The organism is Streptomyces sp. 2-1, from assembly GCF_048564895.1.
Classification (GTDB): domain Bacteria; phylum Actinomycetota; class Actinomycetes; order Streptomycetales; family Streptomycetaceae; genus Streptomyces; species Streptomyces phaeochromogenes.
In genome coordinates this window covers 527,735-550,313 of record NZ_CP183383.1, presented here as the reverse complement: position 1 = coordinate 550,313, position 22,579 = coordinate 527,735, and the positions used below count along the sequence as shown (strand labels likewise).

Here is a 22,579-nt window from a genome sequence, read left to right as displayed (position 1 = left end):
CGGCGCTGACATGGGGGCGCATCGCGCTGACACTCGCGTCCGGGCGCCTTCCGGTACCGGCCTGGACTGAGAAGTCAGGCACTGCTGCCCTGATTTGGGGATGGTGCGTGCGCACGCGAAGATCGGGGGATGGACGGGGATGCGCGGCTTCGCATCACGCTGCTCGGCGCCTTTCAGGCGTCTCGCGGTGACACCGTCCTGCCCGTCGTCGGCGCGCGGTTGCAGGGTTTGGCCGTGCGGCTGGCGCTCGCCGGCGGTCGTACGGTCGCGCAGAGCGTCCTGGTGGACGCGATCTGGGCCGAGGACCCGCCGACCGGCCCCGCCCACGCGCTGCAGGCCCTCGTCTCGCGGCTGCGCAGGGCCCTCGGCTCGGCCGACGCTGTCGTGCAGGCAGCGGGCGGCTATCGGTTGGACGTGGACGCGGCCGACGTGGACGCGCTGCGGTTCGAGCAACTCGCCGCCGCCGGCCGTGACCACCTGCGCGCCGGGGACCCGCACGCCGCGGCGTCCGTGCTCGGTGAGGCCGTGGCGCTGTGGGGCGACCATCTCGGTACCCGTCCCGGCGCCGAGCCCACGGTCGTCGCAGCGGTGGCGCCCGCCGCCGCGACCCGGCTGGCCCACGCCTCCATCGAGGCACTCGCGGATCTTGCCGACGCCGAACTGTCCCTGGGCCGTGCCGACATGGCCGCCACCCGCCTGACCGCACTGCTCGCCGAGCACCCCGTCCACGAGCGGGCCGCCGCGCTGCTCATGGACGCGCTCGCCGCCCAGGGGCGCCAGGCCGAGGCCCTTGCCCTGTACGAGCGGGTCCGCGAAACCCTGGCCGACGACCTCGGCACCGACCCGGGCGCCGCCCTGCGCGAGCGCCACCTGAGCCTGCTGCGCACCGAGCGGCCCGCCCTGGACACCGACTCCTGGCAGGCCAGGCCGAGCAACCTGCCCACGCCGCTGACCAGTTTCATCGGGCGCGACGACGACCTCACCCGGATCGACACGCTGCTCGCCGCCGGGCGCCTGGTCACCGTGCTCGGTCCCGGCGGCGCGGGCAAGACCCGGCTCGCCGTCGAGGCCGCCCGCCGCCACCGCCACGAGTATCGCGACGGTGTCTGGATGATCGACCTCGCCTCGGTCACCGAACCGGCCAAGGTCGGCGCGGCCCTGCTCGCCGGGATCGGGCTGCGCGGCGGTGCGATGTTCGAGGCCCGGACACGAGTGGAGGGCGACGAACTGGACGTACTCGTCGACCAACTCGGCGGCCGGGAGAGCCTGTTGCTGGTCGACAACTGCGAGCACCTGATCGACGCCGTGGCCCACCTGGTAGCGGCACTGCTGTCCCGCTGCGCCGGGCTGCGCGTGCTCGCCACCAGCCGCGAACCCCTCGCGGTCGACGGCGAGGCACTCGTGCCGCTCGGCCCGCTCGCTCTGCCCGGCCCGGACGACGGCGTCGAACAGGCCCGACGGGCGGCATCGGTACGCCTGTTCACCGAGCGGGCCGCGGCCGTACGCCCCGGCTTCGAGGTCGACGAGACGACCCTGCCCGAGATCCGGAGAGTGGTCCGCAGCCTCGACGGCATGCCACTGGCCCTCGAACTGGCCGCGGCCCGACTGCGGACGCTGTCCCTGCCCGAGCTCGCCGACGGGCTCTCCGACCGGTTCCGGCTGCTCACCACCGGCAACCGCACCGCTCTGCCCCGGCACCGCACACTGCGCGCGGTCATCGCCTGGAGCTGGGACCTGCTGAGCGAGCACGAACGTACGGTCGCCGAACGCGTCTCGATCCTGCCCGGCGGCGTCACGCCCTCCTCGGCCACCGCGCTCTGCGCCGACACCGCGGTGCAGGCCGCCGACATCCCCGAACTGCTCGCCGGCCTGGTCGACCGCTCACTGCTGCAGCTCTCGCCCGCCCCGGGCCGCTACCGCATGCTGGAGACACTGCGGGAGTACGGCACCGACCGCCTGGCCGACACGGGCGACCTCGGCGCCGTACGCGACCTCGCCGCCGGCCACTTCGCCGAGCTGATGGCCCGGTACGACCCGCAGTTGCGCGGGCCCGGCCAGCTGACGGCCCTACGAGCCATCGGCGCCGAGTACGACAACACGCTCGCCGCCCTGCGCCGGCGATGCGACACCGGCGACGCCACCGGTGCGGTCGCCCTCGCCCTGAACCTGACCTGGTACTGGCAGATGTTCGGCCGGCAATCCGACGCGGCCTACTGGCTGGGCGAGGCACTGTCGGTGCCCTGCGGCGCGCCGACGCCCGACCGTGACTGCGCCCGCGCGATCCACCTGCTCAACCGGGTCGACACTCGGCCGGGGACGGCCGGCACGGCCGCCGGGGAGGCCGCGGGCGACCAGGCCGAGCTGCGTGAGCTGGCCGACCGGCTGCTCGCGTACCCGGAGCTGCCCGGCCCGTACGGCGCGCTGACCGCGCTCCCGCTGGCGTTCCTGCAGGGGGAGCGGACCACACCCGCGCTGGTCGAGCGCCTGGCCGACGGCGACGACGTGTGGCTGTCCGGGCTGGCCCGCATGTTCCGGGCCCAGTTCGCCGAGAACGCGGGCGAGCTCGACGGGATGCGCACCGACGTCGAAGCGGCCCTGGTCTGTTTCCGGCAGGTCGGCGACCGCTGGGGCCAGGCCAACGTGCTGCCGTTGCGTGCCCAGTTGCGACAGTACGACGGCGATCTCGACGGCGCGCTGGCCGACCTGCGCGAAGCCCGGTCGCTGGCAGGCGAGTTCGGCTCGCTCAGCCTCGGCGACGAGGTGTTCGGAGACCTGCGCTGGATCGACCTGCACCTGCGGCGCGGTGACACCGATCTGGTGATCGCGATGATCGACTCGGCCCGGGAACGGGCGCTGCGCGCGGACTCGCCGGAGATGCTGCTCCTGGTCGACGCGTGGGAGGCGGTCCTGTGGGTGCGGCTCGGGGACCTGGACCGGGCGAGGGAGCTGCTCGACAGGGCCGATCAGGGCCTGCACGGCGACACCACGTTCCCCGGTGACCACGGGCGGACGCTGGTCGGCAGCGCACGTGCCTCGCTCTGCCTGGAGACGGGCGACCTGGCCGGTGCGGCGAGGGCACTGGCGAAGGCGTACGCGGCGGCGCGGGACACCCGGGACCTGCCGATTCTGTCGCTGGTGGCGGTCAACACGGCCGCGCTCGCCGAGGCGCACGGGCGGCACCACGAGACCGCCGTCCTGCTCGGCGCCGCCTCCCGGCTCCGCGGCGCCCACGACCGCACCGACCGCCAGGTTCGCGACCTCACCCGTCGCGGGCGGGCCGCGCTGGGAGAGGAAGCCTTCACAGCGGTGTACGGGAAGGGTTGGGATCTGGACGCGAAGACCGCTGTGAGGGAAGTGGACCCGGCCCGGCTGCCTCTGGAACGCAGGACGGCTCACCTTGACCCTGAGTGATTCAGCTGGGCGTGACGAAGGGCGCCGCCAGCCCGCCCAGTTGTTCCTTGAGCGTCTCCGGTTTGGCGACCCATGGACGCTTGCGGTGGCCGTCACGCGGGTCGGCTCCGATCAATACGGCTGGACGGTCGTCGCCGAGGCACGCGTCCCACACGCACCCCGCCGACGACACGTAGACCCGCTCAGTACATGCTCTTGAACTCGTAGCGCAGGCCAACTCCAGTTGACAAGATCAACCCATGAGTCAGCACTCGGTGGTTCTGGACAAGATCTCGTTTGATGACTGGCAAGCCGTTCACTCATGGGCCTGTCTCCCAGAGGCTTGTCGCTTCCAGCCTTGGGGGCCAAACACTGAGGACCAGACACGCGATTTCGTGAAGGCCGCAGTCGAGGCTTGGTCGAGCACACCCCAGCAGAGGTTCGCCCACGTGGCGCGCTTCGGGGACGACGTTGTTGGTGTGGGCGAGCTGCATGTCCGCAGTCACATGCAGCGTCAGGGCGAGATCTCCTACATTGTGCATCCTCGGGTATGGGGGCAAGGCATCGGCACAGGAATCGGGCGCCAGCTTCTCTCACGCGGCTTCGGTGAGTTGGGGCTTCATCGAATCTTCGCCACCTGTGACCCGCGGAATCTCAGCTCCGCCCGAGTGCTGGCCAAGCTCGGCATGGCGTATGAGGGGCACCTTCGACACACGGCATGGATACGGGACGGCTGGCGGGACTCCCTGACGTTCAGCATTCTCGAAGAGGAATGGCGTGCTGAAGACGTCGGAGTGGTGCCGGCATAGAGGCGGTTGGTTCACGAAGTGGAGCCGCGTTTCCTGGTCCAGTTTGGTGTGGGGGCTTTTGCGGGTGATACGTCGAGTCATCATGGGTGATGTGCCCACTTCGGATGGGCTTCGGAGCGCTGAGGCAGCCGTTCGTAGCCGCGTGCGTTGCAGCGCGTGTTCATACACCAACCGATCTTGCGCTCGACTTCCCAACGGCGAGGCAACACGACGAAGCCCTTGATGCCCTTCGGCGGGGAGACGATGCGCAGGCTCGGTCAGAGGCGGTCGCGGGCCCAGACCACGAGGTCGCGGGCGTAGCCGCGGTCACCCGACCGGGCTTGACCCGATCTTCCAGGGTGCGGCCGACTTCGACCTGATCCTGATCGAGAGTCGGACGCTCGACGACCACATCCAGGAGCTCATCTACCGGTCCACCCTGCATGTCTGAGCCCATCCATGTATCCCGCCCCGTCAGGTAGCCGACCCCGATGGAAGTCCCCGCTGTCCCTTCAGCGGATGAACCGGTGGGTGTGGGCCTCGGCGAGATCGTGCGCGCGGCCGGACAGCACGGGCGAGGTCGATAGCGGCGGCGGCCGTTCTGGCGCCACATGGCGGAGCATCGATCACAGCAAGGGCGCATATCCCGGGGAAACCCGAACCAGGGCAGCTGGGGGTAGCACGAGTGACCCCGTCGGTGGTCTTGCCCAGGATGGACGGCATGTCGTCCATCTCTCTCCCACGCCGCACGTTCCTGGCAGCGACTGCTCTGGCGCTGTCGCCGCTGGCGGGTACGCCTGCCGCACGGGCCCAGTCCCGGCCGACCCGCCGCTCGGCGATCCGGCTCCGTCTCCCCGAGCCGACGGGACCGTGCAGGATCGGCACGGTCTCACTCCATCTGACGGACCGCACTCGCCCCGACCCATGGATGCCGTCGGCGCCCCACCGCGAACTGATGATCAGCGTCTGGTATCCGGCTCACGCGCCACGCCGCGGGCAGCGCCTCGCGCCGTACATGGAGCGCGGTGCGGCCGAGCGATTCGACGCCCTGGAGCCGCATCGCATCCCGTCGGGCACGGTGGACTGGGCGGGTACGCGCACACATGCCTGCCATCAGGCGCCCCCGGACCCACGCGGCGGGCGTCGACCGGTGGTGGTGTACTCGCCAGGTGTCGGCGACCCTCGCAGCTGGGGCACCCTGCTGGCCGAGGAACTGGCCAGCCACGGCTATGTCGTTGTCACCGTCGACCACACCTACGAGTCTCCAGGCGTCCAGTTTCCCGACGGCTCGGTCAGGACGAACGATGTGCTGTTCGAGGAATTCGCGCGGGCCCAGCGCGAGGGCACCGTTCCCGCCCTGCTGGAGAAGACGCTGCGTGCCAGGGTCGACGACGTCCGCTTCGTGGTGAATCGGCTCGGCACGCTGCCGCACGGGCTGTCGGAGGTGCTCGACGCCGACCGGGTCGGCCTGGCCGGCCAGTCGGGAGGCGGATTCACCGCCGCTCAGACCATGTACGAGGACCGGAGGATCCGAGCCGGGATCGACCTGGACGGCACCCTGGAGTTCAACCAGGAACCCAACGGAACCAATCTCTCGCCAGTCGCCGCCCACGGTCTGGACCGCCCCTTCCTCCTGATGGGCCGTGAAGGGAGCGACCACGCGCGAACCGAGCCGTCATGGGCGGCGTTCTGGTCGCACAGCACCGGATGGCGCCGCGACCTGACTCTGCACGGCTCCCGGCACCAGACGTACACCGATCTCGCGGCAGTCATGCCCCAGACCGGTCTCGGCCAGGACATCGTCGAAGAGACCATCGGCACGATCGACCCCACGCGCGCGGTCACGGTGATCCGAGCCTGCGTCACCTCATTCTTCGACCGCTGGCTGCGAGACCGCAACGACCACGTTCTGGACGGCCCCTCAGCGAGCTTCCCCGATGTCACCTTCGTCCGGTGAGCGGCTGTGCCACCTCATTCACATGCAGGGCTCGGTCCGCTGCGCGGGTGACTTGGCTTGGCGGGCGGCAACGGCCATGACGATGACGGAGATCAGTACGATGCCGGCGCCGACGTAGAGCGGCGCGGTGTAGCCGAGACCCGCGGTGATGGCGAGGCCCCCGAGCCAGGCGCCCAGCGCGTTGCCGATGTTGGACGCGGACACATTGGCGCTGGCGGCCAGCGCCGCCCCATGGGCGAAGTCGGTGACGCGAGTGATCATGCCCGGCACGCTGGCGAACCCGAACAGCCCCATCAGAAACACGAGTATCACCGACGCGGTGGCGTTGGCGGCCAGCAGACCGAACACGGCCAGGGTGACGGCAAGCCCGAGCAGGGCAAGGACCAGGGCGCGGTCACGGTCGTGGTCGGCCGCTCGTCCGCCGACCAGGTTCCCGACGACGAGACCGACGCCGTACACCATCAACAGCCAGGCGACATCCGAGGGGGAGAAGCCGCCGACCTCGGTGAACGTGTAGGCGATGTAGCTGAACGCGCCGAACATCCCGCCGTAGCTGAGCGCAGTTGCCGTCAGGGTCAGCCAGACCTGCCAGGAGCGGAACGCACGGAACTGCGCGCGCAGGCCGTCGGCAGGTGCCGGGTCCGAGTGGCGTGTCACCGTCGGCGATCGCGTCTCTCCCGCTCCGTCGGGGACAAGGGCGGCGATTCCCGCCAGCGCGCATACGCCGATCGCGGTGACCGCCCAGAAGGCCGTTCTCCAGCCCCAGCGTTCACCGACCAGCGCGCCGAACGGCACGCCGAGCACGTTCGCGAGCGTCAGTCCCGCGAACATGACCGCCACCGCGCGGGACTTCTTCTCCGGCGCGACCAGACTGCGAGCGACCAACGAGCCGAGACCGAAGAACGAACCGTGGCACAACGCCGCGACGATCCGCCCGAGCAGCATCACCGGATAGCTCGGCGCGACGGCGGACAACAGGTTGCCGACGACGAACAACGCCACCAGGCCGACCAGAACCGCCTTGCGGGGCAGCCGCGCCGTCGCCGCGGTCAGCGCGATCGCACCGACCGCGACACTCAACGCGTACCCGGAGATCAGCCACCCCGCCGCCGCCTCGGACACCGCGAAACTCGACGCCACCTGCGGCAGTAGCCCAGCGATCAGGAACTCGGTCAGCCCGATGCCGAAACCGCCAAGTGCCAGCGCCACAAGTCCACTTGGCATCCGCTGCTGGTCGATCACGGTCCTGTACTCGATAGGGCTGGAGGAACCGTCTCTCATCCGCCTTTCGTCTCCTTTCCGGAGGCTTTCAAGTCGAGTACGGGCAGGCCGAGTTCACGCCGGGTCGCAGCCGACGTCCAGTTCCTCGAAGCGGGGGAAGTGTCTGCGCACACCGCGGGGATTCCCCCCGGAAGCTGCAGATCCACTCGGTGCGGCGCCTGTACTCGATCGGCGCGTCGTACTTGCACGACGTGACGTCCGTTGTGGCGGGCTCGTCATGCAGCAGCAGCCGCCGCCCTGCCAACGTCCGCGCGGCTCCCGAAGTCCGTAGCGCTGGGCGTGGATTACAGGCTCACGGAGACCCCTGTGATCAAGAGTCTCTGGACGGGCTCGGCCGCATCCGCACCGGCCGCCCGTCCAGCAGGAAGTCCGTGTACCAGAGGGTGAGTTCACTCATGGCTCCACCTTCACCCCTGGAGCCGGACTCATCCATGGACAAAGATCGAGGGCTCTTGGACGAACGTGAGAACACCCTGGACGCGCGGAGGCGGGCCTGCCGCCCCCAAGACGCCGTTTTGGAGGATGCTCAGTCGAGACAGAACTCGTTGCCCTCGATGTCCTGCATCGTGATGCATGACTCGTTCTCGTCATCGGCAAGCTGCGTGAGTACGTGTACCGCCCCGAGCGCGATCAGTCGTGCGCATTCGGCCTCAAGCGTGGCCAGGCGCTCTTCACCCACGAGCCCGGTGCCGGCCCGCACATCCAGATGCACCCGATTCTTGGCGACCTTGCCTTCGGGAACGCGCTGGAAGAACAGTCGTGGGCCCAGACCTGAGGGATCACTGCAGGAGAACCACGCACCCCGGTCCTCCGGAGGCAGGGTGCGGTTGAAATCGTCCCAAGTGTCGAACCCCTCCGGTGGCGTCGGCGCGACGTACCCCAACACCTCGCACCAAAAGCGAGCGACGCGCTCAGGTTCTGCGCAGTCGAAGGTGACTTGGAACTTCTTGATCGATGACATCGGCGCACCATAGCAGGGGCCTTTGTTGCCCATCACTCGGGCAGCAGCCTCCCTTGGCAGCGACGAACCGCATCACCAAGCTCCGAGGTCAACAGTGTCGGCAGCAGCCGACGCAGAGCTTCCGCGAGATAGCAATCTGGAGTCCCGAACGGTGACGGTAAACCAGGCCGGACTCAAGTACCTAGGGCCCGACGAAACCGCCATCCGAGATCAAGAACGCGAACAGATCGCCGCCCCTCCCGAGTGAGGACCGGAGCCGCGCCCAAGGGCCCCAACCCCGACCAACCACCCCCATGCAGAAGCCCAGTTACGGCTCTGCCTCTAACGGGTGACCACGTTGAACACCGGGTAGGTCTGCGGTTGCACGTCCGCGAGGCCGAGTTCTCGCAGGATCGGGATGAGGGTCTCGCCGAACTGCTGAAACGCCTCCTCGGACTCCCAGACGTCCACGACGAGCCAGCCGTCGCTGGTGGGCGCGGCAGTGTGCGAGATGAGACCGGACACCGGCCAGTCGGCGGGGCTCTTGACCGGGCCGGGCCGGCCGGAGACCTTCTCGGCGCTCTGCTCGTACTGGTCCTGGGTCATCCCGGGCATATCGAGAACCACGACGATCGCCATAGCTGAGTTCCCTTGCGAAGAGGTACGGAGTTCGTTCGGCCAGTTGACCACCTTGGCGGGCCGCCTGCGCGTTGGCCTGAGCCGGACAGGGCATGGACGGCATTGCAACAGCGATGGCCCTGTGCCCGAGTCGTGCATTCAGTCGGCGCCCACCTGGCTGTTGGCAACCTGAACCTCGCCCGCCGGCACCGCTCACGCTGCGAGCGCTGCACCGCGGAGTCCTTCTGCTGTGTTCAGACAGGATTCCGCCTGGGGGCCACGCGCTCGAGCTTGGTCCAGCCGGTCCAGCCTCGCTCCTTGAGCAGCTCGATCAGTCGACGGGCCGGCGGCGCGGTGTCGAACGCGAGCGTGTCCATCAGCTTGACGAACGGTGGCTCGATGTCGGCATCGCCGACGTAGCCCTCGCCCTGCTCGTCGGCCATCCGCGTGATGTACGCGGCAAGCTTGTCGGCCAACTCGACCAGCCGGGGGTCGTCGCCGGCCCGGTCGAGGGCCTGGCCCAGGGTGAGATAGAAGTCCACGAGTTGCGGGTCGGCGAGTTGCTCCCGCTTGCGTGCCACCCACTCCGGGACCCGCTCGGGCGAGTGCGCGGCCAGTGGGATCCAGCCGTCGCGTTCGACCCGGACGATCCGCTCGTCGACGCCGAGTGCCCGCAGCCGGTCGAGGAACTCGACCACCTCCGGGGGCAGCGCCAGCTTGTCCCCGGAAGCGAGGCGTGCGATCCGCTCGCGGTGCCGCTGCCGTTCCCGGATCTCCGCCCGCAGCCGCTTGTCGATGTCCGCGACCGCCGCGGCGAACTCCTCCTCGTCCGCCTGCAGCAGCTCACGCACGCGCTTCAGCGGAACCCCGGCCTCGGCGAGGGTCCGGATCCTGATCAGCTCGACCACGGCGCCGGCGCCGTACCTCCGGTAGCCCGAGTGGTCCCGCTCCGGCTCCGGCAGCAGCCCCTTGGCGTGGTAGTGCCTCACCGCGCGCACGGTCACTCCGGCGTACGACGCCAGCTCGCCGATGGTCAGCATCGCACCAGTCTCCTAGTTCGCGGCTCGCGTCCGGTACCGGTAGAGATGCCGGGACCACAGGTAGCCGACCACTCCGATCACCCCACACCAGCCGATGGCCGACAGCACGTCCGAACCGTCCGGTGAACCCGCCAGCAGACCGCGGAAGGCGTCCATGATCGGAGTGAACGGCTGGTGCTCGGCGAACCACCGCAACCCGGTCGGCATCGACTCGACCGGCACGAACCCGCTGCCCACGAACGGAAGCAGCACGAAGATCATCGGCAGGTTGCTCGCGGTCTCCGCGTCCGGGCTGGCCAGCCCCAGAGCCACGGTGAACCAGGTCATCGCGAACGACAGCAGCACGAGCAGTCCGACCAGCCCGGACCACTGCAGCGCCGAGGCGGCGGTCTCCAGTCCGAGGAGGAACGCGACCCCGAAGATCACCGCGAGCGCGAGCGCGGTCTGGATCATCGAGCCGAGGACGCGGCCGCTGAGCACTGAGGCTTTGGCGATGGCCATGGTCCGGAACCGGTCGATGATCCCGTTGGTCATGTCGGTGGCGACCAGGACCGCTGTGCCGATGGACACGCTGGCCACCGTCATGACCAGTATTCCGGGAGTGATGAACGTCAGGTAGTCGCCACGGCTCCTTGCCGGGGCTCCTGGCAGGCCGGCGCCCATGGTCGCGCCGAAGACGTAGACGAACAGCAGTAGGAACAGCAGCGGCTGCCCGATCAACATCAGTGTCATCGACGGGTATCGGGCCATGTGCTTCAGATTGCGGCGCAACATGGTCGCGGAGTCACGAACGGCGTACCTGGCGGTGCTCATACCGGCACCTCCTCGGAACGCTTGTCCGTGGTGGGGTGGCCGGTGAGGGTGAGGAACACGTCGTCCAGGTCCGGGGTGCGCACGGCGAGCCCGGTGACCTCGTCGTCGTCGATCCCGTCCAGCAGCCGTCGCAATGCGGCGAGGCTGCCGTCGTGCGGCAGGGTCACGGTGAGCGTCTCGGCGTTCGCGCTCGCTCCGGGCAACCGGCGCGCCAGGTCGGCCACCCGCTCGCGGTCGGGGGCCCGGAGTTCGATACGACCACCGGGGATCAGCCGCTTCAGCTCGGCCGCGGTGCCCTCGGCGACCAGTCGGCCCTCGTCGAGCACGCCGATCCGGTCGGCGAGCTGGTCGGCCTCATCGAGGTACTGGGTGGTGAGGAAGACGGTCACCCCGTCGGCGACCAACTCCCGCACGATCCGCCACAGTTCACGTCTGCTGCGCGGGTCGAGGCCGGTGGTCGGCTCGTCGAGAAAGATCAGCCGCGGCCCGGCCACCAGGGTCATGGCCAGGTCCAGCCGTCGCTTCATACCGCCGGAGTACGTCACCGTGCGCCGGTCGGCGGCATCGCCCAGGTCGAACCGCTCCAGCAACCGCTCGACCGCACTCTGCGCGCGGCGCCGGTCGAGGTGGCCGAGGTCGGCCATCAGCCGCAGGTTCTCCCGCCCTGTCAGCAACTCGTCCACGGCGGATAACTGCCCGGTCACCCCGATCGACGCGCGCACCTGATCGGCCTCGTGGCGTACGTCGTACCCGGAGACCCGGGCTTCACCGGCGTCCGCGGGGAGCAACGTGGACAGGATCCGGACGGTGGTGGTCTTGCCGGCCCCGTTGGGCCCGAGCAGGGCATAGACGGAGCCGGCGGGGACGGTCAGGTCGACTCCGGCGACCACTTCGTGGCCGTCGTACGACTTGCGGAGTCCGGTGACCTCGATCGCTCTGGTTCTCGTAGTCATGCCCACCATGCTGAGAGGTTGCCCCTGCGTCAGGGTCAACTGCCACAGCGACCGCGTCCCCCTGACGCCGCTCGCGTACTGAGCGCTCGGTTGCCTGACACCTGACACCTGCCACCTGACATGTGTCAGGAACGGTGCGGTCGGCGCTCTTCCAGCCTTGTGTGCGCAATGCCCCTGTCGGCCCAGCCGCAAGGCAGGCAGCCCTTGCTGTCAGGGGAAGTCCAGGCACTCGTCGGCAAAGCCCTGCGAGACGGGCTGCCATACGCCCTGGTCCTCACGCACGCTCAGTCGATCCGCTTCCTCCGCGGTCTCGATCAGCTGAGCTGTGGTGAGGGGGACGGCCGCTGTGAAGACCCGCCCGAGGTGGTGGCAGTGGAGCATCGGGCGGAGTTCCTCCGGGTATGGCTCATCGGCCACCGCGAAGAGATCAGGCAGGGTCCAGCCCAGCGGACCGGCCACAGCGGATAGCTGCTGCCGGCGGTGCGGACTCGGGTCCCAGCGCCACACCATCCCGTACAGCGTGCTGAGGGACAGCCCCATGAACGGCAGTTCGAGGATGCCGAAGCCGCGATTGCGGATCAGCCCGCCGAGGGCTGCGGCAAACCTGGTCTCGGCGGGACGGCGGCCTGGCCAAACCGGCGGCACGAAGGGTTCTGGAGCGGCGACGCGCGGCAGCGAGCGGACGAAAGCCTCCAGCGTGACGAGCTGCGAGTGGTCGCAGTGGCTGACGCGGTATGCGAACTGCCTCATGACCCGGGCGTCGCGCTCCGGGGGAAGGAGTTCAACCGGCACCGGGTGGCCTGCGACAACGAGGAGGTCGGCGGCCGGTATATCGAGTTCGGCGGCAAGTTCGGTGAGTCGCTGCGGGGCGGTGTCAGTTCCACTCGCGGCGAGGCTGCTCAGAATGATGGCCCGTTCCATGTGAGGAACGTAGTGGGTGGTCAGCCGGGGCGCATGAGTTCGTGGTTGGGACTCACTTTCGGTGATCGCCGGGGGAGTATCGGTTTCTGGTTCCATCGGATGCTCGGGCTGTCGGCCGGGGAACAGCCGGGCCGTGCCACGGCTGTCGGCGCCGGCGCGGCGGGGCGTGGCGCCGTTGTTCGTACATCAGCGCAAGAACGGCTGGGCGGGGCGGCGGAGGACTTCTGCCAGAAAGAGTTCACCCTCGACAATCAGCACACGGATGACATTGATGCTACGAGCCGGCGCATATCGTCGGCGTCTCAAAAACGACATACGTGCTGACAACGCCACGCTGCCTTGACTGGCAGCATGAATCATTCTCCGCCATCGGCACGAAAAACGATCAGCAGGATTCGCCGGCTCTCTGTCGTCGGCTTGGTGGCCGTCATAGCGGCGATCACCACAGCCCTCGGCTACCAGGTGTCGCAGTCCTCGTCCTCCTCGTCGGCAGCATCACCCTCGAATACTCTTCGCATGGAACACCGTGGTGCTCTCGGCGAGGCAGATGGCGCCGTCCCCGACGACGTGACGGTATTCGATGACGAGACTCCGGCCGTGGCCAACCTCGATCCAGGTCTCCTCAAAGCCCTCCGCCAGGCTGCAACGGACGCCGCCGACAACGGAGTCGAGTTATACGTCAACAGCGGTTGGCGTTCCCCGGATTACCAGAATCAGCTTCTTCGCGAGGCGGTCTCCAAGTACGGATCCGAGGACGAGGCCGCCCGATGGGTGGCCACTGCGACGGCATCTCCGCACGTGTCGGGGGACGCGGTGGATCTCGGACCCTCCGATGCGACGACTTGGCTGTCCGAACACGGTGCCGCGTACGGGCTGTGCCAGATCTACAAGAACGAACCCTGGCACTACGAACTGCGCACCAAAGCGATCGATCGTGGTTGCCCGCCCATGTACGCCGACCCCACCCAGGACCCGAGAATGCGGCAGTGACCGGAAGCGACCGGCAGTGGGTTGTTGGGCCGGCACAGCGGTGCTCATGGGCTGCGGCCTCATGCGGGTCGCAGCGCCTCCAACTGCTGCGCGAACGGTACGACGGTGGTGTGCTCGGTCGTTCGCGCAGCAGCCCCCGTGCGCGCCTGCATCAGCCCTGCCAGTTCGCCGCCCGCGCGCACGATCCGGTTGGGGAGCGTGTCGGTGAGGGGATCGCCGTTGCCGCCCCAGTCCTCGGAGGCCGCGTACACCGCTGTCGGTACGACGATCGCGCGCAGGTAGGCGAAGAGCGGGCGCAGCGCGTGCTCCAGGGCGAGCGAGTGCCGTGCAGTTCCGCCGGTCGCCGCGGCCAGCACGGCCTTGCCCGTGAGGGCGTCGTTGTCGATGACGTCGAAGAACGACTTGAAGAGCCCGCTGTACGACGCCGAGAAGACCGGGGTGACGGCGATCAGGCCGTCCGCCGAGGTGACCGTGTCGATGGCTTCCGCGAGGGCGGGCGAGGGGAAGCCGGTGACCAGGTTGTTGGCGATGTCGGCGGCCAGGTCGCGCAGTTCGACGATCTGGATCTTGACAACGAGTCCCACGTCGGCCAGTTGCTCGCGGACTGCCTCGGTCAGGCGGTCGGCCAGCAGACGGGTGGATGAGGGGACACTCAGGCCGGCCGATACGACCGCGAGATGCAACGGTTCATCGGTGCCCGTGTTCACTTGGTCGCCTCCTCGGAGCGCGCGGCGAGCCGGGATGCGTGGGTGGGGGCCTCCGGAACATCGTCGGCACGTACGGAGCCGAACTCCTTGCGCAGTACGGGGAGGACCTCCTCGCCGAGCAGGTCGAGCTGTTCGAGGACGGTCTTCAGAGGCAGGCCGGCCATGTCGATGTTGAACAACTGGCGCTGGTAGTCGCCGAAGTGCTCGCGGAAGGACAGCGTCTTGTCGATGACCTCCTGCGGGCTGCCGACGGTGAGCGAGGTCTGGGCCATGTACTGCTCCATGGACGGGCCGCCGCCGTAGACGGGGGAGTTGTCGAAGTAGGGGCGGTACTCGCGTATCGCGTCCTGGGAGTTCCTGCGCAGGAAGACATGGCCACCGGCCCCGACGACCGCCTGCTGCTGGGTGCCGTGACCGTAGTGGGCGTAGCGCTCGCGGTAGAGGTTGATCAGCTTCGTGAAGTGGTTCATGGGTCCGAAGAGGTTGTTCACGAAGAAGCCGTCGCCGTAGTAGGCGGCCTGTTCGGCGATCTCGGGGCTGCGGACCGAGCCGTGCCAGACGAAGGGTGGGATGCCGTCCAAGGGGCGCGGGGTCGATGTGAACCCCTGGAGCGGGGTGCGGAAGCGGCCCTCCCAGTCGACGACGTCCTCGCGCCACAGCTGGTGCAGCAGCGCGTAGTTCTCTATGGCGAGCGGGATGCCCTGGCGGACGTCCTTGCCGAACCAGGGATAGACCGGGCCGGTGTTGCCTCGGCCCATCATCAGATCCACGCGTCCGTCGGAGAGGTGCTGGAGCACCGCGTAGTCCTCGGCGATCTTCACCGGGTCGTTGGTGGTGATCAGCGTGGTCGACGTCGACAGGGTGTCCCTCCCGTACGAGTTCCCGCTACAGGCCGTCGCCCGCACCGTGGAATCACTTGGCTGACCAATATAATCGTGGGTGAGCGTCACCGGCCGGGACTGCCGGGGGCGGACACGTCTGCCAGGAGGATCGACAACCATGCCGCGGGAATCCGATTCGGTACAGGGGACAGAGCAGGCCGTACCGACCGTCGCCGACGCTCCGATGAGCGAAGCCCTGTTCCGCGCCGCCCGTGTGCACCGGCTCGTGGCCGGCAACCTGCTGCGCGACACCGGCCTGTACACGGGCCAAGAGCTGCTGATGATGCAGCTGTGGGAGCGCGGCGAGCAGCGCCAGGCGGATCTGATCAAGACGCTCGGCCTGGATCCGTCGACCGTGACCAAGATGCTCCAGCGCCTGGAGCAGTCCGGCTTCGTCACCCGCAAGCCCGCTGCGAACGACCGCCGGGCCATCGTCGTGAGCGCCACCCGCGCCGGCCAGGCCCTGCGAGGCCAGGTGAGGCAGGCGTGGCGCGACCTGGAAGAGGTCACCGTGGCCGGCTTCACCGAAGCGGAGTACCGCCAGGCCATGCAGGTACTGGCCCGGATCGAGGCGAACCTGACGACCCCGCCATCGGCCGCCGCCGACGAGGGCACCGACGGCACCGACGGCACGTCCGCGGTCTGACGGCACGCCTCGAAGGACGTTCATTGGTCGACCAATGTACAGTAGGCGATGATGGTCGAGTGAGCGGAGCCCCCATGTCTCTTCCCGTGCTGTTCGGAGCCAACGTCGATCCTGTCTGGGAGGACCCGGGGCAGCCCCTCCGGATCACCCAGCAGGTCGAGAAGGCCGGCCTGGACCTCGTCACGGTCCAGGACCACCCGTACCAGCCCAGGTTCTACGACGCCTGGACGCTGATCAGTTACCTCGCGGGCGCCACCAAGAAGGTCACCTTCGTGCCCACGGTCGCCAACCTCCCGCTGCGGCCGCCCGCGATGCTCGCGAAGTCCGCCGCCAGCCTTGACGTGCTCGCTCCCGGGCGGATCCAGCTCGGCCTCGGTACCGGCGCCTTCTGGGACGCGATCGAGGCCATGGGCGGACCGCGCAGGGAACCCAAGGAGGCCGTGGCCGCGCTCGACGAGGCCATCAAGATCACCCGGCTGATGTGGAGCGGCGAACGCTCGGTGCGCTTCAAGGGTGAGCACTACTCGCTCGCGGGAGTCCACCCGGGGCCCGCCCCCTCGCCGGACCTCGGCATCTGGCTCGGCGCCTACGGCCCCCGCATGCTGGCGCTGACCGGCCGGAAGGCGGACGGCTGGATGCCGTCCTACGGATTTCTCGGCCTCGACCGGCTCAAGGACGCCGTCGCCCGTCTCGACGCGGGTGCGCAGGAGGCAGGCCGGGACCCCGCGTCGCTGCGCAAGATCTACAACCTCAACGGACTCATCAGCCCCGTCGAGTCCGCCGTGCCGTTCCAGGGCGACGTGCGGCAGTGGGCTGACCAACTCGTCTCCCTCGTACGCGAGTACGGGATGAACGGCTTCGTCTACTGGCCCGATGCCGACCATCTGCGCCAGCTGACCCTGTTCGCGCTGGAGGTCGTGCCGGCGGTGCGGGCTGCGCTGGCCGGATGAAGGAAGCCGGCCGGATGAAGGAAGGGGAGGCGCGGGGCGGGAACTGATGGGTGATGGCGGAGGTCGCGATGCGACGGTTCCACGGCCATGTCCTTATGATCCCGGATCTGAACCCTGCGTCGAACCGGCGAATCGCATTGTCGAGCCGGGTTGGGGCGAGCTGGTCGTCGTCTGCCGGGCAGCGGGCCAACTACGTGTTGAGTTGGTCAGTATGTGGCGTCGTAGCGGGCGCGTGCGGTCAGCACATCGTCCTCGTGGGCGACTGCCCATTGTCCGAGCGTGGTCAGCAGTTCTCGTAGCGAACGGCCCAGGTCGGTCAGGGCGTACTCGGCGCGTGGAGGTTTGCCGGGATGCAGGGTCCGGCTGATGAGTCCTTCGCGCTCCAGCGACCGCAGAGTGCGAACCAGCATGCGGCGGCTCAGGCCCTGGACCGACCGGTCGAGCTCATTGAAGCCGTAACTGCGCTCCGCCAGAAGCGACAGCAGTACCGGGCTCCACTTGTCACCGATCCGGCGCAACACGGCCGTCGCCGGACACCTCTCGTGATCATCGACCGTGACCGGCACCGCGACGCCGACGACGGGTTCCTCTGCCGAAGCTTCGTGGAGGGGTGACATCAATGTGCCTTCTTACGAGACCGACGCGCCATCACTAATCATCAGGCTACACATACAGCAGGGGAGCCTCTCTTGATCGCAGTAAGCGGAGCCTCGGGGAATCTGGGCAGCTCAACCGTCCGTCATCTCATCCAACGCACCGACGCCGCCCGCGTTTTGGCGTTGTCCCGTACCCCGGACAAGAGCGCCGACCTGGGTGTGCGCACTCGCCATGCCGACTTCGACGAACCGAACGCGCTGACCCGGGCCCTCGATGGTGTGGAACGGCTGCTGATCATCAGCATCGGCACCGACGACCGACTGCCCAAGCACACTCGAGCGATCGACGCCGCCGCGAAGGCGGGCGTGGGCCACGTCCTCTTCACCTCCATCACTCGCGCCGGCGACCCGGGCCACCCCAATCCCCTTGTCCCCGACTACGGGGCCACCGAACGGCTGCTGGCGGAATCCGGATTGCCCTTTACGGTGCTGCGCTTCAACGTATGGGTTGAGATGCTGACCCTGGTCGGGGTGGCCCCGCGGGCCGTGGCCACCGGAGTCCTGCCCAGCAACAGCCGGGACGGACGCATTGGCCACATCACCCGCGACGACAGCGCCGCAGTGGCCGCCGCCGTCCTGGCCGAGGGCGGCAGCCAGGGAGAGATCCTCGAAGTCACCGGGCCCGAGGCCGTGACCGACGCAGATGTCGCGGCCGCGCTGACCGAGGCCACCGGCCGCCGCGTGCGCTACGAGGAGGTCGCCGACGCCGAACACCCCCAGCGGCTCCTGGACCAGGGGTTCCCGGAGCACTTCGCTCACGCCTGGAGCGCCGCAGGCATCGCCAAACGCGATGGCTGGTACGACGTCACCACCCACGCGGTTCAACGGCTCACCGGTCGGCCGGCCACCACTGTCACCGACCATTTCGCGGCGCACCGTGCCGAGTTGGTCAGCTGAGCCTGGTGCCGAAGTGCCTCCGCCCACATCGACGGATCGAGCCCCGGCCGCGCAACTTGGAAGACACCACTGGGTCGTTGAACGGTCCATGGCCTACTGGGTATCGGGCTGGCGGCGTGCGAGAACGATTCCCCCGAGTGTGCTCTCTGCTGAGGTGAGAGTCCTGTGCGCCTCGACGGTGAAGCCGGCTTCGTCGAGCCAGGCAGCCATGTGGCTGTGCTGTCGACGATGGACGTAGAGCTTCATCGGGTGACCGCCATAGCCCTGCGTCTTCAGCTGCGACTCATCACCGACGTGGAAACCGAGCAGCAGGGGGCCACCAGGCCGGACCACTCGCTTGAAGTGTGCGAAGACTGAGCCGATCTCGTCGTCGGGCACGTGGATCAGCGAGTACCAGGCGACGAGGCCGGCCATCGAGTCATCGGCAAGGTCGAGGTCGGTCATCGAGCCGAGCTCGAACCGGAGTCCGGGGTGATCGCGGCGAGCCACCTCGATCATCCCGGGCGACAGGTCGATCCCGAACGCGTCCACGCCCAGGTCACGTAGGTGGGTCGTAATCCTCCCCGGCCCGCATCCCACGTCCGCCACCTGGCCCCCGCCCCTGGTGCGCACCTGCTCGGCGAACAGTGCCAGGAACTCGCGCTCATGAGGCGTTTCATCCAGCAGGTTGCGCAACTGGTCCGCGTAGCTGGCGGCGACGGTGTCGTAGGACGCCCGAGTGTCTTCCAACCAGCCATCAGTGTTCGGTTCGATTCCCACGCCGGCAGGCTACGCAACAGCAGCATGAGGTGACTTCGAACGACGGCCGGATCCTGTCGTTTGGATCATGCCGGGGTTGGGGGGGCCTGGCACGCACTTCGGTGGCGTAGTCGTCAGCCCCAACACTCCGCGCCGACGTGCTCCTCCACCTTGCAGCTCACGTACCGGACCCCGCTCCCCGATCCTTGATCTGGCTCGATTCGAGCGACAGACCCTAGCTGTCGACCTCGTACTGGCCGACCTCAAGGAAGTAGCGCAGCGCTTCCGGGGTGTTGTCGTCCAGGGCCGCGTTCGCCGCCGCGCGCAGGGCGTCGCTGATGTCGGGATCGGCCAGGATCCGCGCGATGGCTACACGGTCGTCCTCGGCCTGAGCGAGACGCAGGCCGGATTCGAGGAATTCGCGTACGACCTCGGGGCTGCCGTCGTCGAGGGCCTTGTTGGCCTCACGGACGACGGCCTTGCCACTGTCGGGATCGGCCAGGATCCTGGCGATGGCGACGCCGTCGTCCTCGGCCTGAGCGAGGCGGTAGCCGGTTTCGAGCCAGGCGCGCATCTCCTCCACGGTGCCGTCGTCGAGGAGCTCGTTGGCCTCTCGGGTCACTCGCTTGCCGCTGTCGGGGTCGGCCAGGATGCGGAGGATCGCGATGCGCAGGTCGTCCGCGTCCATCTCGTCGTAGGGGGAGCCCGCGTCCGCTGCGGCCACGGCGGCAGGCGACGGTGTCGCGGCGCCGGCCAAGGACGGAGTGGAGAGCAGCAGGGCCGGAGCGAGGGCGCCTGCGGCGACAGCGAGGGTCGCGCGGGTCAGTCTCACGGAGAGAACCACCTTGTGTCGTAGTCGCGGAGTGCAGCGGCGGCATTCTCCCAAGGAGAGCTGGGCCGGGTCTCTGCCCGGATCACGCAGTCTTCACTGGTTCTTCATTGCCGACCGCCTGCCACCAGGCAGTTTCGATTCGATCAGTCGAACGAAATACGGCAACTTGCGAGGTGTCTGCAACCGGCTGCGGATCAGGGCCGCTGACGGAACCTGGGAGCGGGTGTTCACTGCCTTGATGGGCCCAGGCTGACGGCTGTGCCTGGAACGGGCTCAGCCGGTCTGCGTGTCCAGCAGCGCGTCCAGGTCGGCGGTGTCCCCGGCGGACGGGGTTTTGATGGTGACCGGCTCATTGATCCGGAGGAAGGTGACGGTCATGTCGATGGGATCTCCGACGACCAGCCTGAACGGTTCTCCGTCGGCGTTGACGGGCGCCTTGTAGGTAGCGCCCCGCATACGGAACTGCCTGGTGCGCCCGTCGTTGTCGATCCACAGATCCATGATGAAGTTCTTGTCGAGCCCCAGTGCTATGAACTGGTCGAGGCTGTTGGTCTGGCGCTCCCGGCCCGCCTTGTCGGTTGCAGCCTCTTGGGCGGCCCGCAATCCGTCGAAGGTGACCGTTCCCCGGTAGTGCGTGGTGCGGGCGCCGTCGATCGTCTCGGCCCCGATCTTCTTAGCGTTCTTGGAGCCGGTCAGCAGCGTGGACTGGACGATCGGGCTGCCCTCGACCTGACGGGGCAGCAGACCGTAGGACTGGTTGTCCACGGAGACGAGCCCCCAGCCCGCCGGCTTGATCCGGAGCCAGCTCTTGCCGTTCAGCTCCTGTGTGTCCAGCTTCGCCAACCTGCCCAACTTCTGGGTGTCGAGCGCGCTGCCGTCGACGTACAGCGCTTTACCGGCGAACCGGATGTTCAGCGGGCCTTTCGCGCGCTGGTCCGCCGTGGTCAGTTCCATGTCCATGGCCAGCGGTGCCCTGCTCATGGCCGCGTCGACGGTCAACCGGCCCCGGTCCGGCACGGATCCGGTGATCCGGTAGCGGAGGGACGTGATGTCGGCGGAGTCCTCCGCGGCCTTGGCCACGGCCTCGGCGGGCGTAAGGACCGGCGCCTGCGCGGACCCGCCGGAACCACTCCCGGCACCCGTACCGCAGGCCCCGGCCCCTCCGCCGAGCAGCACGAACCCGAGGGCCGCACTCGCCGCTCTCCGCGACACGGACCGGCATACGGACATCCCCATGATTCCCCCGGAAGAAGGTCGGAACAGAAAGCTCGGAACAGGAAGTTGATCAGGCAAGGGCGCGAGCGTATCCCGGTGAGGAGGGCGCTATCCGCCGGATCCCCGTACGTACGGCCGCTGATACGTACGGGCTCAGGACCTGCCGGGCCCCGGGGGGGAGGGCGTCTGGCCGATTCTTGAGGCGGCTGTGACGACGGTCTGAAGTCGATTGCACGGGTTTTGCTGGTGCGCGACCATCATCGGATGGATGCAGACGGGGGCCGGAAGCTGGTGCGGGTTGTGCAGACTTGTTCCGCTTGCCCGTCGCAGTGGGATGCCTGGAGGGCAGACGGCCAGTACTTGTATCTCCGATACCGGCATGGTGAAGGCTGCGTCGAGTGGCATCCCGGCCCTGATATCGACACGCCGGACTCCTGGAACGGGGGCCTCTCGGGACTCCTGGTCGAATGGGACGACGGCACTGGTAGCGGTGTCATCAGCCTTGAGGACTTCCTCGCAGCAGCCGGCTTGGTGTTGGCGCCTGGCGCATTGGTGAGTTGAGGTCGTGGCACGCGGTCACGTGCGGAGCCAGGTGACGGGGGCGGCTGCGGTGACGGTGCCGAGGAAGACGTACCCGCGCTTGTTGCAGTGGGTCGCCACCGCTTTGTGGTTCTTGAGCTGTTGATGGCCCGCTCCCCGGCGTTGCGCTTCTTGTAGCGGCCCTCGTCGAAGCCGTGTGGTCGCCCTCCGCGTGAACCTTTGCGCAGGCGGGCAGCCTGGCTCTCGGTCTTCTCCGGGATCGTGTGCCGGATGCGCTGGCGTCGAAAGTACTCACGGCAGGGCCGGTTGCCACAGGCCTTGTCCGCGGTGACATTGAGCAGTGGCGCACGCTGAACTCCTCCATGCGCCTGACGTGAGCGCACGGCGGCGGTGCCGACAGTGGGGCCACCTGGATCCGAGGGAAGTTCCCCTCACTGGCGGTCGGCTCGCTCGTCGCCTGGTGTGCGACTACGAGACGCCGCCGGTCCCGCACGAAGCCACCCGCCCGGCGCGAACTGCCGCACGGTGTTCGCAGGTTCAGGTGACCTGTAGGCGGCGCTCGATCAGAGCCGTGATCTTGTCGAGGCGTTCCAGATCGGCCACCTCGTCGTCCGAGATCTCCACGCCGAGGTCCTTCTCCAGGGCGAGGGCGAACTCGACTGTCGCCAGGGAGTCGAGGCCTAAGTCGTCGAGCGTGGAGTCCGGAGCGATCTGATCGGCCGGGACCTGGAAACCTGCGGTGAGGATGGACTTGACTTTCTCAAACATCATTCCTCCGAATGGGCATTGCGGCAGGGCGAGTTCGGGGACGCTCGGAACGAATCGA

21 protein-coding genes and 1 pseudogene are annotated in these 22,579 nt (G+C 68.4%); 8 read left to right on the top strand and 14 right to left on the bottom strand.

The features are described from left to right. The first annotated feature begins 129 nt into the window (after nucleotides 1-129). The 4 genes and pseudogenes from ACN20J_RS02680 (at nucleotide 130) to ACN20J_RS02665 (ending at nucleotide 6,135) form a co-directional block, all read left to right on the top strand. Nucleotides 130-3,411 (top strand): BTAD domain-containing putative transcriptional regulator, encoded by a 3,282-nt coding sequence (locus tag ACN20J_RS02680; RefSeq protein ID WP_419665082.1) that lies wholly within the window; start codon nucleotides 130-132, stop codon nucleotides 3,409-3,411. Nucleotides 3,412-3,650: 239 nt separating this feature from the next. Continuing rightward, on the top strand, nucleotides 3,651-4,199 hold the full coding sequence (locus ACN20J_RS02675) for a GNAT family N-acetyltransferase (protein ID WP_189844301.1): 549 nt from the start codon (nucleotides 3,651-3,653) through the stop codon (nucleotides 4,197-4,199). A 313-nt stretch (nucleotides 4,200-4,512) separates the two neighbouring features. Next, nucleotides 4,513-4,629: pseudogene (locus tag ACN20J_RS02670) on the top strand (deaminase); the annotation flags it as partial. 270 nt (nucleotides 4,630-4,899) lie between these two features. Beyond that, the gene (locus tag ACN20J_RS02665) at nucleotides 4,900-6,135 is read left to right on the top strand and encodes an alpha/beta hydrolase family protein (protein WP_419665081.1); all 1,236 of its coding nucleotides are present in this window, start codon (nucleotides 4,900-4,902) and stop codon (nucleotides 6,133-6,135) included. Between the two features lie 18 nt (nucleotides 6,136-6,153). Here the strand turns inward: ACN20J_RS02665 and ACN20J_RS02660 are convergent, their stop codons facing one another. The 7 genes from ACN20J_RS02660 to ACN20J_RS02630 all read right to left on the bottom strand — a co-directional run bounded on the left by ACN20J_RS02660 (nucleotide 6,154) and on the right by ACN20J_RS02630 (nucleotide 12,701). Continuing rightward, on the bottom strand, nucleotides 6,154-7,359 hold the full coding sequence (locus ACN20J_RS02660; RefSeq protein WP_419668817.1) for an MFS transporter: 1,206 nt from the start codon (nucleotides 7,357-7,359) through the stop codon (nucleotides 6,154-6,156). 583 nt (nucleotides 7,360-7,942) lie between these two features. Next, nucleotides 7,943-8,377 (bottom strand): VOC family protein, encoded by a 435-nt coding sequence (locus tag ACN20J_RS02655; protein ID WP_419665080.1) that lies wholly within the window; start codon nucleotides 8,375-8,377, stop codon nucleotides 7,943-7,945. 321 nt (nucleotides 8,378-8,698) lie between these two features. Then, the gene (locus ACN20J_RS02650; protein WP_189844306.1) at nucleotides 8,699-8,995 is read right to left on the bottom strand and encodes a hypothetical protein; all 297 of its coding nucleotides are present in this window, start codon (nucleotides 8,993-8,995) and stop codon (nucleotides 8,699-8,701) included. A 233-nt stretch (nucleotides 8,996-9,228) separates the two neighbouring features. Continuing rightward, nucleotides 9,229-10,014 carry a MerR family transcriptional regulator gene (locus ACN20J_RS02645; protein WP_419665079.1) on the bottom strand — a complete coding sequence of 262 codons (786 nt, stop codon included), beginning with the start codon at nucleotides 10,012-10,014 and terminating at the stop codon, nucleotides 9,229-9,231. A 12-nt stretch (nucleotides 10,015-10,026) separates the two neighbouring features. Then, on the bottom strand, nucleotides 10,027-10,827 hold the full coding sequence (locus ACN20J_RS02640; RefSeq protein WP_419665078.1) for an ABC transporter permease: 801 nt from the start codon (nucleotides 10,825-10,827) through the stop codon (nucleotides 10,027-10,029). Further along, entirely contained in the window at nucleotides 10,824-11,780 is a 957-nt protein-coding gene (locus ACN20J_RS02635; RefSeq protein ID WP_419665077.1) for an ATP-binding cassette domain-containing protein, read from the bottom strand. Before ACN20J_RS02635 ends, ACN20J_RS02640 begins: the two co-directional genes overlap by 4 nt. A gap of 210 nt (nucleotides 11,781-11,990) precedes the next feature. Continuing rightward, nucleotides 11,991-12,701: a hypothetical protein gene (locus tag ACN20J_RS02630; protein ID WP_419665076.1), complete on the bottom strand. Its 711-nt coding sequence runs from the start codon at nucleotides 12,699-12,701 to the stop codon at nucleotides 11,991-11,993. Between the two features lie 351 nt (nucleotides 12,702-13,052). On the opposite strand from ACN20J_RS02630, the gene ACN20J_RS02625 reads away from it, so the two are divergent. Then, complete coding sequence (locus ACN20J_RS02625) at nucleotides 13,053-13,691, top strand: M15 family metallopeptidase (protein ID WP_419665075.1); 639 nt, start codon at nucleotides 13,053-13,055, stop codon at nucleotides 13,689-13,691. A 59-nt stretch (nucleotides 13,692-13,750) separates the two neighbouring features. Here ACN20J_RS02625 and ACN20J_RS02620 read toward each other — a convergent pair whose 3' ends face one another. Both ACN20J_RS02620 and ACN20J_RS02615 read right to left on the bottom strand, forming a co-directional pair. Beyond that, nucleotides 13,751-14,398, bottom strand: coding sequence for an FMN reductase (locus tag ACN20J_RS02620; protein WP_419665074.1), 648 nt, complete (start codon nucleotides 14,396-14,398; stop codon nucleotides 13,751-13,753). Continuing rightward, on the bottom strand, nucleotides 14,395-15,303 hold the full coding sequence (locus ACN20J_RS02615) for a CE1758 family FMN-dependent luciferase-like monooxygenase (RefSeq protein WP_419665073.1): 909 nt from the start codon (nucleotides 15,301-15,303) through the stop codon (nucleotides 14,395-14,397). Before ACN20J_RS02615 ends, ACN20J_RS02620 begins: the two co-directional genes overlap by 4 nt. Before the next feature lie 94 nt (nucleotides 15,304-15,397). On the opposite strand from ACN20J_RS02615, the gene ACN20J_RS02610 reads away from it, so the two are divergent. Both ACN20J_RS02610 and ACN20J_RS02605 read left to right on the top strand, forming a co-directional pair. Then, on the top strand, nucleotides 15,398-15,925 hold the full coding sequence (locus ACN20J_RS02610; protein WP_419665072.1) for a MarR family winged helix-turn-helix transcriptional regulator: 528 nt from the start codon (nucleotides 15,398-15,400) through the stop codon (nucleotides 15,923-15,925). Nucleotides 15,926-15,999: 74 nt separating this feature from the next. Then, nucleotides 16,000-16,875: an LLM class flavin-dependent oxidoreductase gene (locus tag ACN20J_RS02605; protein WP_419665071.1), complete on the top strand. Its 876-nt coding sequence runs from the start codon at nucleotides 16,000-16,002 to the stop codon at nucleotides 16,873-16,875. Between the two features lie 206 nt (nucleotides 16,876-17,081). Here ACN20J_RS02605 and ACN20J_RS02600 read toward each other — a convergent pair whose 3' ends face one another. Continuing rightward, nucleotides 17,082-17,492 (bottom strand): winged helix-turn-helix transcriptional regulator, encoded by a 411-nt coding sequence (locus tag ACN20J_RS02600; RefSeq protein ID WP_419665070.1) that lies wholly within the window; start codon nucleotides 17,490-17,492, stop codon nucleotides 17,082-17,084. 72 nt (nucleotides 17,493-17,564) lie between these two features. Between ACN20J_RS02600 and ACN20J_RS02595 the strand changes: the two genes are divergently transcribed. Beyond that, complete coding sequence (locus ACN20J_RS02595; RefSeq protein ID WP_419665069.1) at nucleotides 17,565-18,428, top strand: NAD(P)H-binding protein; 864 nt, start codon at nucleotides 17,565-17,567, stop codon at nucleotides 18,426-18,428. A gap of 93 nt (nucleotides 18,429-18,521) precedes the next feature. Here ACN20J_RS02595 and ACN20J_RS02590 read toward each other — a convergent pair whose 3' ends face one another. The 4 genes from ACN20J_RS02590 to ACN20J_RS02575 all read right to left on the bottom strand — a co-directional run bounded on the left by ACN20J_RS02590 (nucleotide 18,522) and on the right by ACN20J_RS02575 (nucleotide 22,524). Continuing rightward, on the bottom strand, nucleotides 18,522-19,187 hold the full coding sequence (locus ACN20J_RS02590; RefSeq protein WP_419665068.1) for a class I SAM-dependent DNA methyltransferase: 666 nt from the start codon (nucleotides 19,185-19,187) through the stop codon (nucleotides 18,522-18,524). A gap of 214 nt (nucleotides 19,188-19,401) precedes the next feature. Continuing rightward, complete coding sequence (locus ACN20J_RS02585; RefSeq protein ID WP_361917780.1) at nucleotides 19,402-19,998, bottom strand: ALF repeat-containing protein; 597 nt, start codon at nucleotides 19,996-19,998, stop codon at nucleotides 19,402-19,404. A 273-nt stretch (nucleotides 19,999-20,271) separates the two neighbouring features. Continuing rightward, entirely contained in the window at nucleotides 20,272-21,234 is a 963-nt protein-coding gene (locus tag ACN20J_RS02580; protein ID WP_419665067.1) for a hypothetical protein, read from the bottom strand. A 1,056-nt stretch (nucleotides 21,235-22,290) separates the two neighbouring features. Beyond that, nucleotides 22,291-22,524, bottom strand: a complete 234-nt coding sequence (locus tag ACN20J_RS02575; protein WP_259334057.1) for an acyl carrier protein — start codon at nucleotides 22,522-22,524, stop codon at nucleotides 22,291-22,293. Nucleotides 22,525-22,579: the final 55 nt, after the last annotated feature.